Below are 14,982 nucleotides of genomic sequence, written 5' to 3'. Positions count from 1 at the left end.
CGGGGATTAAAACCCAATCTAGGAGATGAATAAAGCATGGATTTTCATGGCATTAGTCAACTCCTTGTTAGAATAGATTTATCGCGTCTTAATCACCAGTTGGTTCGTTTGCTTCACTTCTTCCATTACAACGTAAGTTCGCGTGTCATTCACACCCGGTAAACGCAATAATGTATCGCCAAGCAACTTACGATACGCACCCATATCCGACACCCTTGTTTTCAAAAGATAGTCGAAATCTCCAGAAACGAGGTGACATTCTTGGATGTCATCCAATCGTTGCACTGCTGCGTTGAATTGCTCAAACACATCTGGGGCACCACGATTTAACGTAATTTCCACAAAGACCAATAGTGACGCATCTAAGTATTGTGGGTTAAGTAGAGCTGTATAGCCCGTAATATATCCCTGACGCTCAAGTCGACGAACACGTTCCAAACACGGTGTAGGCGATAGACCTACGCGCTTTGACAATTCGACATTTGAGATCCTACCGTCTTTCTGCAATTCATTAAGAATATTGCGATCAATACGGTCTAGTTCCTTGGACGGCTTCTTATAGTTGTCTGCCATTTTTTATTCCACCTTGTTACTTCCTTGCAAAAAAATATACTACAACTCTGTAATATTCAGTATCAAATTTTGTTAATTAGCTTCTATACTAGTCAGTAATTCGACAATAACACCCTACACACAGTTAATACAACCATATAATAATGAGGAGTCAGGATGATCATTGGCGTACCTAAAGAGATAAAAAACCATGAATACCGTGTTGGTATGATCCCAGCAAGCGTAAGAGAGCTTATCTCAAACGGCCATCAAGTTTTCGTTGAAACTAATGCTGGCACTGGTGTTGGTTTTTCAGACGATGATTACATCGCTGTAGGCGCATCCATTCTTCCTACCGCCGCCGACGTTTTTGCGCAAGCAGAGATGATTGTAAAGGTCAAAGAACCCCAAGCTGTCGAGCGTGCTATGTTACGTGAAGGACAAGTTTTATTTACTTATCTTCACCTAGCACCAGATTTTCCACAAACTGAAGAGCTAATTAAAAGCAAAGCTGTCTGCATTGCCTATGAGACTGTAACAGATAATATGGGTCGCTTGCCACTATTAGCACCAATGTCAGAAGTCGCTGGGCGAATGTCTATACAAGCTGGCGCTCAAACACTCGAAAAATCCAACGGCGGACGCGGCCTTCTACTTGGTGGTGTACCAGGTGTAGAACCTGCGAAAGTCGTGGTTATCGGTGGTGGCGTTGTTGGTTCAAACGCCGCTCGTATGGCTGTTGGCATGCGTGCAGACGTTACAATCTTAGATCGTAGTATTGATACATTACGCGCTTTGGACGAAGAATTCCAGGGTCGCGCTAAAGTGGTTTATTCTACAGAAGATGCATTAGAGAAGCATATCCTAGAAGCGGACCTAGTGATCGGTGCCGTTTTAATTCCTGGCGCAGCAGCACCAAAGCTGGTGACAAAAGCACATATTGCGAAAATGAAACCAGGCGCGGCAGTGGTTGATGTTGCCATCGACCAAGGTGGATGTTTTGAAACCTCTCATGCGACTACACACGCAGATCCAACTTACATCGTCGACGATGTCGTTCACTACTGTGTTGCCAACATGCCCGGTGCGGTGGCTCGTACTTCAACGTTTGCACTAAATAATGCAACATTGCCGTACATCATCAAACTTGCAAATAAGGGCTACCAGCAAGCGCTGACTGAAGACAAAGGGTTCCTAGATGGACTCAATGTCATTCACGGTAAAGTCACTTGCAAAGAAGTGGCGGAAAGCTTCGACCTTGAATATGTTGAACCTATCGCAGCAATGGCGATGTTTAACTAGTAAGCATCATCGTTAGCTAGCGATAGATTAACGAAGCATATTTATTTATCAAACGGGCGCGATCGCCCGTTTTTTTTATGTCCGAACAGCGTGTATTACCAAATTCCTTGGGGTAATCGCGGGGTCACAAAATGTTAATATTTCAGTATCATAGCCCTGCTGTTGCAAATATAAGGCTTTATCTAACGCTAGCCAAAGCTCCAATGGTCGACGAAAAACACCTTGAATCAAGCTAAGTGCTTCCATTTCCCAATAACGTTTCATGCCGACACCCTCATAATGACAGTAATCTACAATAGGTAATGTCAGCTGTTTTTTCTTCGCCGCCCAAAGACAAAACGCTTCAAATCCATCGGCTAATTGGGATTTTTTTATACTTGGGATCGATATGTACGCCTGACTCAACCCCATTTCACTGCACAAAGCATCAAAACCTAGTCTAAACGTCATCTCTTGCTCACGATGACGTTTAACTCGCTCTCCGCCAGTCACTGTTTCTTGCAATGGTATCCGAAGCTCTTGCTTAGTCAGTGTTAACTTCGCTTCATGCCCTTCGTTAGACATGGGTTGATAGTGAGTGTCATGAATAAGGTGATAGCAACACGGTGATAATGTCACGGCAGGCAGTTTGCCTCTGACTGCGTGCTTAATTAGGGTCACATGTAGATCACCACAAGCGTGTAAAGCAACCGCATGTTGGTGATGAGAAAACACATGTTCTGCTTCATCACTAAACGCATCCCCTTGGACAAATGTCATCGGCAACGACAATTTATCCGCGTCACTCTGCCCCGATTCACATAATGCAGCCTGAAATTCAAAACTCGTGACAAGCTGTTGTGATTGTGAAGAAAGTAGTCGCCCAAGGTAACCTTTACCTGCGCACCATTCTAGCCATTGAGTGCCGTGATGATCAGAAATACAAACGTCACTAAGCGAAGAGATTTGTTGCAGCTTTCTTCCTGGAATACCACTATCTAAACCACGTGGGAGTTTCGCAGCGCTCTCGTTAAAGGGACGATGAGGGACAGTGATGGTGCTTAACAACTCGGCGTCAGGTAACCATTCACTGAGTTTCGAAGCAAAAATCGGCGGATTTTTTTTGTAGGTAGAAATCGCGTCTCGGCTAAGGGCTTGTAGCCAAGTCAAAAGCTCAGGGTTCTCGCTTTTCCATGGAATTTGACCGCTAATTACCTGCGTAAACGGGTCTTGACGCCAGTAGCTTTGATATTGCTTAAGCAGTCGGGTGATCAGTTGAAATTGTTGACGGTTCACGATGATAAACTTCCCCTACTTTTCTGGTGCGATTGTAGGGGGAAGCAAGGCACAACGGAAGCGTTTTGTGCCCATGATATTGTTAAAACGATGAAAGAAGTTACCTCACCGGTAAGTCGATATCCTTAAACATTGCTTCAATTTCGACATTTGATTTCAGCGAAATAGCTTGCTCAACAACAGGTCGTGTCAAGTGAGGGGCGAAACGCTCCATGAAATCATACATATAAGTACGTAAAAATGTCCCGCGACGGAATCCAATACTCGTCGTACTGGCTTCAAATATATGGCTCGCATCTATTGCGACTAAATCGTTATCCTGACTGTTGTCCATCGCCATACTCGCGATTACACCCACACCAATACCCATTCTAACGTAAGTTTTAATCACGTCTGCATCGGTTGCCGTGAAGACTACTTTAGGTGTTAGCCCAACTTTATTAAACGCGGTATCGAGTTCAGAACGTCCAGTAAAGCCAAACACATAGGTTACCAGTGAATACGCAGCAAGATCTTCGATCGTCACCCTTGCTTTTTGGGCTAATGGGTGGTCCTTGCGAACGACAATAGAACGGTTCCAATGATAACAAGGCAACATAACGGCATCTTGATACAAATGAAGTGCTTCGGTGGCAATGGCAAAATTGGCGGTGCCTTTTGCTATCGCTTCCGACATCTGTGATGGTGTGCCTTGGTGCATGTGCAGGGAGACTTTAGGGTAGCGAGCCGTGAAGCCTTTAATCACCTCAGGGAGCGCATAACGAGCTTGTGTATGCGTTGTTGAAATGTTCAACGTGCCCATTTCCGGATGAGTATGTTCACCAGCTACCGCTTTGATGCTTTCCACTCTCGACAGTATTTCTTGTGAAATACGTATAATGTCTTCGCCTGCAGGCGTGACTTGGGTAAGATGCTTACCACTTCGCTCAAAGATTTGAATGCCGAGTTCGTCTTCTAATAAACGAACTTGCTTACTAATACCGGGTTGGGAGGTATATAAGCTTTCTGCAGTCGCGGAAACATTTAAATTATGATTCAATACTTCAACGATGTATCTTAACTGCTGTAACTTCATTGCGCCCTCGTCATCCTTGTCCGTTTCTGCTGTCCATCCAATAATTTCTAACAGCAAAGCATATAATTAATAGTTATAACGAATTCCTAGAAAGATTAACAGTTTTTTGCGGATCTATTACTCATATTTCTCGTTACGTACAAATAATCAGCTATTTTCCCAGTTTATGACCTAAACGACGACTTAGCAGTGTTGATGACTTTCGCTTTGGTGTATTCTGAATCTTCTTGTTGTAGGGAAACTCACTGTAGATACAAAAAGTTATGAATATTGGTTTGATCATTGCGCTGGTCGCACTCCTGCTTGTCCTCGTTCTCGGGTACAACATTATGTTGCAATACAAATTGAAAGCGGAAGCGACACGCCGACAAGAGTCCGCACGCTACGTTGCGCTTATTGATGCTACTGAAGAGCTAATTGGTGGAGCCAGCTACCTTCCCTATAGTAAAGAACTCATGATTTGCCTACATAATCGAATCTTGGATGCATTAAAGAACATGCATGATCTCGATCCAAAAAACAAACACCTCACACAACGTGTCGAATCGGCTCAAACACAAATCCAGCAGTTAAATGAAAACTACGAAGGCAACGAAGCCACCTCATTTAAAGTGCCAACCAGTGACAAGCAAGCGATTGTCATGCTTAAACTGGTTAAGCGCCTGCGTGATACGATTCGTACCGAACACAATAAAGGTCGCATTGAAACTCAAGCCTACATGGTAGAGAACGGCCGTTTGGAAACCATTCAAATACGAATCAATATAGAGAATGTCGTAAAAAGAGCCCATGAGTCCATCGCTAAAGGGCAACCAGGCACAGCAATGCAACTGCTCAAGAAAGGTATTGACGCATTAAGCTCAAAAAATGACAACTACTCGATTCAAGCCAAAGAAAAGCTCACTGAGATTCTTGAACAGCTGCAAAACTCACGACAAGCAAAAGCCGATGAACAGCAACAACAGCAAGCCAGTCGTGAGCGAGATAACGACATGGATGAACTATTTGGTGAAAAGAAAAAATGGTAGTATTGAGCGCCTGCTTTTGCTGAACCTACACGAATCAAAAAAGGGTCGCAGATGCGACCTTTTTCAATTGCTCAAAGAAAATAATATAACATGACTAGTCAGACTCAAATGGAACAAATTTTAGCGCCTATTAACCAGTTTCTACATTTCCCAACGCCCGATGCATGGGTAACAGAAGCAAAGAAGCCCGAAAACCTTCCTGTTATTTTGATTGATCACCTCTTGTGCGAACTAAAAGCTGGCCAATCAGCCATGTATCTACTTCGTAAGTATGCGGTTGATGCTAAGAGCAGCGAAATCTTGCAAGAATGGTTCAAGCCTTACGAACAGTTTGCTTATCGAAAACAAGGTAATTCTGACTCGTTGCGAGGTAAAAGCAATATCTCCAAAGCCATTATGGCAAAGTCAGCCTCACCTTACAGCCAAGATTTAATCGACAAAATGATGCTCTTGATTAAAGAAGAGTTACATCATTTTTATCAGGTATTAGAGATCCTTGAAGGAAGGAGCATCCCCTATCACCCTATTCCTGCTGGTCGATATGCCAAAGGCTTGTTGTCGAAAGCGACGACTCACGAACCCAATACGCTAATTGATAAGCTCATTATTGGCGCGTACATCGAAGCCCGTTCTTGTGAGCGCTTTGCAAAACTTGCCCCATACATGGACGATGATATTGCTAAATTTTATGTCTCTCTACTACGCTCGGAAGCACGCCATTACCAAGATTATTTAAAACTTGCAGAACAGGTTTCTGGGGGCGACATTACAGAAAGAGTCGAGTTTTTTGGCAAGATTGAAGCCGAACTGATTGCATCACCAGATAGTGATTTTAAATTCCACAGTGGTGTGCCGTTATAAGAGTAATTGGCGCTCCCCACTTCTGTACAAAGTTCGAATTAAAAAACTAAAACGCCAGACCATAAGGTCTGGCGTTTTCAATGTCGACTACCGTTTTTCGATGTTAACGAAGTGAAGCATTAATATCTGCAAGTACCTGCGCAGGATCGGCGGCTTGAGTGATAGGGCGGCCAATAACAAGATAATCCGAACCAGATTGAATCGCCATATCCGGTGTCATAATACGTTTTTGGTCACCTACTGCAGCGCCTGCAGGGCGAATACCAGGCGTCACTAGCTTAAACTCTTGACCCAACTCTGTTTTTAGCATGCTCGACTCTTGCGCTGAACATACAACGCCGTCAAGTCCCGCGCGTTTTGTTAGGTTAGCCAAGCGCAACACTTGCTCTTGAGGTGCTACGTCAATACCGATCCCTGCAAGATCAGACTGTTCCATACTGGTTAATACCGTCACGCCTATAAGAAGTGGACGATCCTTGCCATAAGGTTCTAAGATCTCGCGAGATGCCGCCATCATACGCTCACCACCACCAGCATGAACGTTCACCATCCAGACACCCATCTCTGCAGCGGCTCTTACTGCTTTTGAGCACGTATTTGGGATATCATGAAATTTAAGGTCAAGAAATACCGAAAAACCACGTTTATGAAGCTCGCGAACAAAACTAGGACCAAATAGTGTAAACATTTCCTTGCCAACTTTTAGTCGACAAGAAGTTGGGTCAATTCTATCAACAAAAGCTAATGCGTCGGCTTGATTGTCATAATCCAGTGCCACTATCACTTTTTGGTCAATCATTTTTGCTCCTTACTAATACTGAGTGCTAACTCAAAAAAAGCAGCACATAAGTGCTGCCATAAAAATCTTAATGTTGGACTATTCGCCGTCCAACCCTCTAATCGGCTTGATCGTACCCCATCCTTTACAAGATGGGCAATGCCAATACAATGAATGCGTCGAAAAGCCACATTTTCTACATCGATAGTGCGGCTTCAACTTTAACTGCTCACCTACCAAAGATTGCAGCGTTGTTAAACTCTCTTTTGCGCGTCCTTCTTCAGCATTCGCTAGATGATAGTCCATCAAGCGATAGAAACCTTTCATTGTCGGGCTTTTCACTAACTGGCGAGTCAATAGTGCCTGAGCGGAAGCCGTTCCTTCATGATGAGCAACAAGCTGCGCGAGCATCAACTCAGCGGACACGCCTGCCCCCTTTTGAATGCTAGAGCGCAAAAATTCAACAAGATCCTGCTCTTGACCTAAGTGATGGTAGCATTCCGCTAACGTCGGCAGTACCTCACTAACAAAATCTTTGTCTTGTTCAAGGACGGATTCTAAACACTGAATCGTCTTTGTATACTCTTCACTTTCTAGATACAGGCGCCCTAGTGCAATATTAGCTCGAGCACACTTAGCATCAACGGTGAGCGCTTTACGAAAATACTGAATTGCCTTAGGTGTATTACTACCCGCCTGCTCGACCATTGCGAGTTCACACCAGAAATGAGCAATATTGTTCTTAACTCGCTTCTTACCTAGCTTTTGTAATGCTGAAGCGTACTCAATCGCCTTATGCCACTCTTGGGTTTGCTCATAGATAGAGACCAACTGAGTTAAGGCCGCTTCTCTATGCTCTGGTTCATCAACAAGCTGAACAAATATTTTTTCAGCACGGTCAAGGAAACCCGAAACCATATAGTCTTTGGCAAGTTGTTGTAAGGCTATGTTTTTTTGCTCAATGGTAAGGCCCGAGCGCGAGATAAGGTTTTGGTGAATTCGGATCGCGCGGTCAACTTCGCCCCTTGAACGGAACAAATTGCCCAACGCTAAATGGGTATCTATTGTTTCATCATCAACTTGAAGTAACTCAATAAAGTGGTCAACCGCTTTATCGGACTGATCTGAGAGCAATAGGTTAAGACCCGTCATATACTGACGAGATATCTGATGAGATTGCTCTTGTCTGTCATGTTTTACACTCCGCTGCCCCATATACCAACCATAGGCTGCAGCAATCGGTAAAAGCAGAAATAGTAGCTCAAGCATGTACTAAATAGACCCTAATATTCAATCAGTTGCTAGGGCTAGTCGTTGCCACGTCTTTTGACTGAGGCGGAGCTTGCTTAGCCAATTTCTTTCTCAATTTTCGAACCGTCAATTGAGACTTAAGATGCAAGCTTCCAAAAATAATCCAAGAAATCACAAACCCAGTAACAAAGACGACGCCAAGTAACGTAGATAAATGAAATTCACCTTGGGCTAATAGGTAATTAAACGTCACGATGGCCTGATTCTGCGAACCAAGTGCTAGAGTGACTAAGAAAAGTACAATTAGTAAAATTATTTTTATAATCTTCATGTGTTTTCACCACAGTCATTGGATAGCTAAGATTATGCAGCAAATAGTAATCACACACCATGCTTACTCGCCATAATCTTACGAATCATTGCTAAATTCGCGCCTTATGTCGAGAGATCCCAATATTTGGACCTTAACAAAATCTCATTACTTCTATTTAAATTCAGAAATACAAAAACGGCACACTATCTGTATGCCGTTCAACTGATTTAAAGAGAGTGCTTATAGACTTTCGTTTACGCGTTCACGCAACTCTTTACCTGGCTTGAAATGAGGTACGTACTTGCCCTCTAGTTCAACCTTATCGCCCGTCTTAGGGTTGCGCCCTACACGTGGTTCGCGGTAATGAAGTGAAAAGCTACCAAATCCACGGATTTCAATACGGTCACCGCTTTCCAGCGTATTAGCCATATGTTCTAAGATGTCTTTTACCGCATCTTCAATTTCTTTTGCGGATAAGTGAGTTTGCTCAGCGCAGAGTCTTTCAATCAATTCAGACTTAGTCATAGGTGGTTACCCTCATTACTCTCATGTTCAGTTGAAACGGTCTTTACCATTGTATAACAACAGTTCACTAACTGCCTGTATAAACAGATAATAGTCTATAATTCGCAAAGTTAAAAACAAAAAAAAGGAGCCTTGCGGCTCCTTTTTTCTTAGCTGAGTAAATTACTCGCCTTTAGCAGCTTTAAATGCGTCTGCCATAGCACTACCGAACCCGCCGTCTTCTTGCTTGTTCAGTGAAGCCATTGCTTCTTGCTCATCAGCTTCATCTTTAGCTTTGATAGATAGGTTGATTACGCGGTTCTTACGGTCTACACCTGTGAACTTCGCTTCAACGCTGTCACCAACGCTTAGGATTAGAGATGCGTCTTCGATACGGTCACGTGAAACTTCAGATGCGCGGATGTAACCTTCTACGCCTTCTTCTAGTTCAATAGTAGCGCCTTTAGCGTCTACTGCTGTAACTGTACCGTTAACTAGCGTGCCTTTCTTGTTATCAGCAACGTAAGCATTGAATGGGTCATTTTCCATTTGCTTAACGCCTAGAGAGATACGCTCGCGCTCTGCATCTACAGCTAGAACTACAGCTGAGATCTCGTCACCTTTCTTGTATTCACGAACAGCGTCTTCGCCAGTTGCGTTCCAAGAAATATCAGATAGGTGTACTAGACCGTCGATGCCGCCTTCTAGACCGATGAAGATACCAAAGTCAGTGATAGACTTGATCTTACCAGTAACTTTGTCGCCCTTAGCTTGCATTTCTGCAAATGATTGCCATGGGTTAGCTTTACACTGTTTCAGACCTAGAGAGATACGACGACGTTCTTCGTCGATATCAAGAACCATAACCTCAACTTCGTCGCCAACATTAACAACTTTAGAAGGGTGGATGTTCTTGTTAGTCCAATCCATTTCAGAAACGTGTACAAGACCTTCAACGCCTTCTTCGATTTCAACGAAGCAGCCGTAGTCAGTAAGGTTAGTAACGCGACCAGTTAGCTTGTGACCTTCTGGGTAACGCTTAGCGATTGCTACCCATGGATCTTCGCCTAGTTGCTTAAGACCTAGTGAAACGCGAGTGCGGTCACGATCGAACTTAAGAACTTTAACTAGGATTTCGTCACCAACGTTAACGATCTCAGATGGGTGCTTAACACGCTTCCACGCCATATCAGTGATGTGTAGAAGACCGTCAACACCGCCAAGGTCAACGAATGCACCGTAGTCAGTAAGGTTCTTAACGATACCTTTAACTTCAGTACCTTCTTGTAGAGTTTCAAGAAGTTCGTCACGCTCAACGCTGTTTTCAGATTCGATAACAGCACGACGAGAAACAACAACGTTGTTACGCTTCTGGTCTAGCTTGATAACTTTGAACTCTAGCTCTTTGTTTTCAAGGTGAGCAGTGTCACGGATTGGACGTACGTCAACAAGAGAACCAGGAAGGAAAGCACGGATACCGTTAAGTTCAACAGTGAAACCGCCTTTAACTTTACCGTTGATGATACCAACAACAGTTTCAGCTTCTTCGTAAGCTTTCTCAAGAACGATCCAAGCTTCATGACGCTTCGCTTTCTCACGAGAAAGTTGAGTTTCACCGAAACCATCTTCAACAGCGTCTAGAGCAACATCTACTTCAGCACCAACTTCAACTTCAAGTTCGCCAGCAGCGTTCTTGAATTGTTCAGCAGGGATAGCAGACTCAGACTTAAGGCCAGCATCAACAAGAACGAAACCGTTCTCGATAGCTACTACAGTACCTTTAACGATACTACCTTGTTGGAATTCAGTTTCATTCAGAAACTCTTCAAAGAGTTGAGCAAAAGATTCAGTCATTATTTAATCTTCAATTAGTAAACGTCCACGGGTATCCTACCGCATGGGGTTGATAATTTCGCCAGTCATCATCCTTGCGACCAACGTTCGAAACTCACCAAGTTTGGTACCGAAGCACAACTACTTAGTGAGATTAGATTCGATATATTTTAGCGCTTTTTCGACAACCTGCGTAATATTTAACGAGGTAGAATCGAGCACTAGAGCGTCATCAGCAGGACGTAGAGGTGCAACCGCTCGGTTGCGGTCTCGGAAGTCTCGCTCCTCGATCTCGCTCAAAAGGTCGTCAAATCTAACATCTAAGCCCTTTAGTTGCAACTGCTTAAAGCGGCGATGGGCCCTTTCTTCTGCACTTGCATCTAAGAAAATTTTCACTGGAGCTTGCGGGAAAACAACAGTGCCCATATCGCGACCATCCGCGACAAGTCCAGGTTCGATATTAAACGCACGTTGACGACGTAATAACGCCTCTCTAACACGAGGTAAAGCCGCTATTTTTGACGCTGCATTACCGGTCTCTTCTTTACGAAGTTCGCCTGATACGTCTTCACCTTCTAAAATAACTTTCACTAAGTCACCTTCGGCGATGAACTGCACATCAAGATGCATCGCAATTGGTACTAATGCATCTTCTGAGTCTAAATCAATACCATGATGAATCGCAGCTAATGCCAGCACGCGGTAAATCGCACCAGAATCAAGTAAATGGTAACCTAGCTTTTCAGCCAACAACATACACAATGTGCCTTTTCCAGCACCACTTGGCCCATCTACAGTAATCACGGGTGTCATTGAGGACATGTTTTACTCCACGTTGTATTGTTTGGCTAACTATCTTTATTATTCTTCATTTTTACGGCGCAAAATTATATACCCAATAGCACCAATATGCCATTTTCTTTAGCGAATAGTGATTCTAGGGTGAGCTACCTTTCATGCCTAGCCAAATCAAAAGGGTTAAAAAAACAACCCCAAGTACACTTGGGGTTATTCTGCGTCATCTTAGAGTGCATTCACCGCCTAAACAATAGGTCTTTGACCACGGCTGATCCATTTCATCAATACGTTGTCAGCAGCTTGGCCTGCTGCACCAGCAAATTTATCACTTAGCTTTTTCTTCTGTACGTAACGAATAGACAATACCGTTTTCTCTTTACACGCAGCGGTAACCACATCGTCTGATGTTTGAATATCGTCCACTAAGCCAAGCGCTTTTGCTTGAGTACCAAACCAGTGCTCACCTGTCGCGACTTTTTCTAGCTCAAGCGCAGGACGGTGATCTCGAATAAAGTCTTTGAATAAGCCATGTGTCTCTTCAAGCTCTTCTTTAAACTTATCGCGCGCTTTATCGGTATTTTCACCAAACATTGTTAGTGTTCGCTTGTATTCACCTGCCGTCAGCTGTTCAAACTCGATGTCATTCTTTTTCAATAATTTATTAAAATTGGGTAACTGCGCAATCACACCAATTGAGCCCACCACCGCAAACGGTGCTGACACGATTTTATCGGCAATACAGGCCATCATATAGCCACCACTTGCCGCCACTTTATCAACAGCAATCGTTAGTGGCAGATTAGCGCCTTTAATTCGGTCTAGTTGTGACGACGCAAGCCCATAAGCATGCACCATACCGCCGCCTGACTCTAAACGAACCAATACTTCATCGCCCACACGAGCAACGGCAAGAATCGCACTCACTTCTTCTCTTAACGAAGCCACTTCTTTAGCATCTATGCTGCCAATAAAATCCAACACAAACAAATGAGGCTCACGTTTGCTATCAAGATCGCCACCTTTAGAGGCTTTCTTTATCTCTTTTTCACGTGACTTTACTTTCTCTTTTTCCGCTTTTTTTTCAGCCTTATCACGAGCCTTAATAAATGCGTCGTCATGCAAGTGGTGTTCTAATTGCTCAACCGTTTGTTTTCTTTGCTCGGTAAGGTTGGTGATTTCGAGTTCACCCTTTGCGCTTCCCGTCCGACCGCCTACGGATTTCGCCACTACAATCAGCGCCACAATTGCCGCTAATACTGTCACGATTTTGGCTAGAAAAAGCCCGTAATCTAATAAAAATTCCAATGTCTTATCCCCAATCCTACGAATTAGTGTATTGTAACCAACTTGTCACGATTACCAAGAATTATTCAAACTAAGGAAGTGTTCTGTGGAATATTCAACCGCTCCTAAGGCGCTAGCCGACAAAATCATTCTCATTACTGGTGCTGGTGCTGGTATCGGCCGTCAAACCGCACTCAGTTATGCTGAGCATGGTGCAACAGTGATTTTACTCGGCCGTAATGTGGCTAACTTAGAGCTAATTTACGACGAAATTGAAAAAGCGGGTTACCCTCAAGCGGCCATCGTTCCGCTCGACCTTAAAGGTGCGACTAAGCAGAATTACGTGGATATGGCAGAAACGATTGAAGGTCAATTTGGACGACTCGATGGTCTTGTTCATAACGCAGGTGTCTTAGGAACCCTAAGCCCATTTGAACAGATTGATGAAGAGACATTTGATGATGTCATGCAGATCAACGTCAAAGCTGAATTCTTAATGACACAAGCTTTACTACCAATTCTGAAAAAATCAGAAGCTGGACGCGTTATTTTTACTTCTTCGACTGTTGGGCATATTGGACGTACCTTTTGGGGTACCTACGCAATCTCAAAATTTGCGACAGAAGGCATGATGCAAATTTTAGCGGATGAGTTGAGTGACACCGACATTCGAGTCAATGCCATTAACCCTGGTGCTACACGCACTCGCATGCGCGCTAAAGCCTATCCAGGCGAAGATGCGAATGCACTAAAAACGCCAAAAGATCTTATGCCTCTTTACTTACGTCTAATGGACCCAACAGTGACCAATATCAATGGCCAGTGCATTGACGCCCAACCGAAATAAGCAAAAAAGTCAGGCGCGATATCAGACAATGTAATACAGATAAGCGGCTATTTAACCCGCCGCTTATTTTTCATCATTCAGATAATCTACTTATCATAATGCTGCTTTAAAAACTCTCCAGCCACAGCCATTCCATGCTGATAGTCCTCAAGTATTTGATCTTTGTGACTCATTAACCCTTTAGATGCAAGTTCATGCTTGGGCTGAATATGCCATAAATTGACATCTTCAGGAGGCGAATCTAAAAACTGTTCAATTTGGCTATGGTTCGTGTAGTGTGCCACCAGCATATCGAGATGGCTGGTCCCGCTACGACTAAATGGAATACGCTTATTTTGAATATCGATCAAACGTGATAGTTTTTCATTGTCATGAATCCACGTTGATAACTTGCGCTTTTCACTCGGTGCGATTTTGTATAACTCAGCCTGATTGGCCGTAAATTGCTTATAGTCCATTTTAATGGTGTGCAATTTTTCTGAAAAGTGCCGATGAAACTCGCTTAACTTTTCTTTTGTACCGGATATTTTTAGGTGGTTTAAGTGCGCCGCTAGCCCTGCTTCTAACTCTTTTTTCCAACGCTCTAAAGATTCCATCGCCGGTGAATGCACCACTTTATCGCCACTTTCCGGAATGGTACTGATCACCACCATATTGTTAATTCCACGACGATAAGACTCTTCAACAGGGATGGTTGCCGAAACCCCACCATCGACCCACTTCTTACCATCAAATTCAATATCATGATAATAGAGCATTGGAATCGCACAGGTTGCCCTAAGAACATCAAACCAATTATCCGCAAAAATAGGGTAATAGTAATCTTTCAGGTCTTCCACATCGGTAATGCAAGCCAATGCAACTTTATCTTCGCCAAGTTGCATTTTTCCTTTCGGTATATTTAAAGGAAACTCCCCCGTATTGACGAATTCAAAAGCCCAGTCTAAGTCCATAGGCTGCTGTTTTTGCAGCAACTTATTGACATCAAAAAATCGTCCACGAGTGGTATAATTCAAGATAAAGTCTAGCCCGAGCCCTTCTTGTTTTGTGACAAAAGAGGAGACATTCAGTGCGCCAGCAGAGGTGCCAATATACAAAGAGAATGGGTCAAACTTTGCACTAATAAACTTATCTAACACGCCGGAGGCGAACGCCCCTTTTTGCCCACCGCCTTGCACTATCAAAGAATACTGTTGATCTTCAGTGAACACATCACTCTCCTCATGTCCGCTTTACCATCTTTTGGTTTTTTAAAACAATTACTCTAATTCAAATATCCTT

15 protein-coding genes are annotated in these 14,982 nt (G+C 43.5%); 4 read left to right on the top strand and 11 right to left on the bottom strand.

Annotated elements, in window-relative coordinates; genetic code table 11:
• Window positions 1-78: 78 nt before the first annotated feature.
• Window positions 79-573 carry a leucine-responsive transcriptional regulator Lrp gene (lrp, locus tag L4D74_RS08770; RefSeq protein WP_265673398.1) on the bottom strand — a complete coding sequence of 165 codons (495 nt, stop codon included), beginning with the start codon at window positions 571-573 and terminating at the stop codon, window positions 79-81.
• A gap of 156 nt (window positions 574-729) precedes the next feature.
• On the opposite strand from lrp, the gene ald reads away from it, so the two are divergent.
• Window positions 730-1,854 carry an alanine dehydrogenase gene (gene ald / locus L4D74_RS08765; protein WP_265673397.1) on the top strand — a complete coding sequence of 375 codons (1,125 nt, stop codon included), beginning with the start codon at window positions 730-732 and terminating at the stop codon, window positions 1,852-1,854.
• 75 nt (window positions 1,855-1,929) lie between these two features.
• On the opposite strand, the gene L4D74_RS08760 is transcribed toward ald, so the two are convergent.
• Together L4D74_RS08760 and cysB are read right to left on the bottom strand one after the other, a co-directional pair.
• On the bottom strand, window positions 1,930-3,129 hold the full coding sequence (locus L4D74_RS08760; RefSeq protein WP_428751744.1) for a methyltransferase: 1,200 nt from the start codon (window positions 3,127-3,129) through the stop codon (window positions 1,930-1,932).
• 100 nt (window positions 3,130-3,229) lie between these two features.
• Window positions 3,230-4,204: an HTH-type transcriptional regulator CysB gene (gene cysB, locus L4D74_RS08755; RefSeq protein WP_428751743.1), complete on the bottom strand. Its 975-nt coding sequence runs from the start codon at window positions 4,202-4,204 to the stop codon at window positions 3,230-3,232.
• Between the two features lie 263 nt (window positions 4,205-4,467).
• On the opposite strand from cysB, the gene L4D74_RS08750 reads away from it, so the two are divergent.
• Both L4D74_RS08750 and miaE read left to right on the top strand, forming a co-directional pair.
• Complete coding sequence (locus L4D74_RS08750) at window positions 4,468-5,232, top strand: DNA repair protein (protein ID WP_428751742.1); 765 nt, start codon at window positions 4,468-4,470, stop codon at window positions 5,230-5,232.
• A 90-nt stretch (window positions 5,233-5,322) separates the two neighbouring features.
• The gene (miaE, locus tag L4D74_RS08745; RefSeq protein WP_428751741.1) at window positions 5,323-6,093 is read left to right on the top strand and encodes a tRNA isopentenyl-2-thiomethyl-A-37 hydroxylase MiaE; all 771 of its coding nucleotides are present in this window, start codon (window positions 5,323-5,325) and stop codon (window positions 6,091-6,093) included.
• 103 nt (window positions 6,094-6,196) lie between these two features.
• Here the strand turns inward: miaE and pyrF are convergent, their stop codons facing one another.
• From pyrF to sohB, 7 genes are all read right to left on the bottom strand, one after another.
• Window positions 6,197-6,892 (bottom strand): orotidine-5'-phosphate decarboxylase, encoded by a 696-nt coding sequence (gene pyrF / locus L4D74_RS08740; RefSeq protein WP_428751740.1) that lies wholly within the window; start codon window positions 6,890-6,892, stop codon window positions 6,197-6,199.
• Window positions 6,893-6,970: 78 nt separating this feature from the next.
• A complete protein-coding gene (lapB, locus tag L4D74_RS08735; RefSeq protein WP_428751739.1) occupies window positions 6,971-8,140 on the bottom strand; it encodes a lipopolysaccharide assembly protein LapB in 1,170 nt (389 codons plus the stop codon).
• A 25-nt stretch (window positions 8,141-8,165) separates the two neighbouring features.
• Window positions 8,166-8,453 carry a LapA family protein gene (locus L4D74_RS08730; protein WP_428751738.1) on the bottom strand — a complete coding sequence of 96 codons (288 nt, stop codon included), beginning with the start codon at window positions 8,451-8,453 and terminating at the stop codon, window positions 8,166-8,168.
• 222 nt (window positions 8,454-8,675) lie between these two features.
• Complete coding sequence (ihfB, locus tag L4D74_RS08725) at window positions 8,676-8,960, bottom strand: integration host factor subunit beta (RefSeq protein WP_250616675.1); 285 nt, start codon at window positions 8,958-8,960, stop codon at window positions 8,676-8,678.
• A gap of 162 nt (window positions 8,961-9,122) precedes the next feature.
• Entirely contained in the window at window positions 9,123-10,793 is a 1,671-nt protein-coding gene (rpsA, locus tag L4D74_RS08720) for a 30S ribosomal protein S1 (protein WP_265673389.1), read from the bottom strand.
• Between the two features lie 120 nt (window positions 10,794-10,913).
• Window positions 10,914-11,594: a (d)CMP kinase gene (cmk, locus tag L4D74_RS08715; RefSeq protein WP_428751737.1), complete on the bottom strand. Its 681-nt coding sequence runs from the start codon at window positions 11,592-11,594 to the stop codon at window positions 10,914-10,916.
• 219 nt (window positions 11,595-11,813) lie between these two features.
• Window positions 11,814-12,875 carry a protease SohB gene (sohB, locus tag L4D74_RS08710; protein WP_428751736.1) on the bottom strand — a complete coding sequence of 354 codons (1,062 nt, stop codon included), beginning with the start codon at window positions 12,873-12,875 and terminating at the stop codon, window positions 11,814-11,816.
• An 85-nt stretch (window positions 12,876-12,960) separates the two neighbouring features.
• On the opposite strand from sohB, the gene L4D74_RS08705 reads away from it, so the two are divergent.
• On the top strand, window positions 12,961-13,701 hold the full coding sequence (locus L4D74_RS08705; protein ID WP_428751735.1) for a YciK family oxidoreductase: 741 nt from the start codon (window positions 12,961-12,963) through the stop codon (window positions 13,699-13,701).
• 86 nt (window positions 13,702-13,787) lie between these two features.
• Here the strand turns inward: L4D74_RS08705 and L4D74_RS08700 are convergent, their stop codons facing one another.
• A complete protein-coding gene (locus L4D74_RS08700; protein WP_428751734.1) occupies window positions 13,788-14,912 on the bottom strand; it encodes a patatin-like phospholipase family protein in 1,125 nt (374 codons plus the stop codon).
• Window positions 14,913-14,982 lie beyond the last annotated feature (70 nt).

This window comes from Vibrio cionasavignyae (assembly GCF_050337155.1).
Classification (GTDB): domain Bacteria; phylum Pseudomonadota; class Gammaproteobacteria; order Enterobacterales; family Vibrionaceae; genus Vibrio; species Vibrio nomapromontoriensis.
This window is presented reverse-complemented; position numbering and strand designations above follow the sequence as displayed.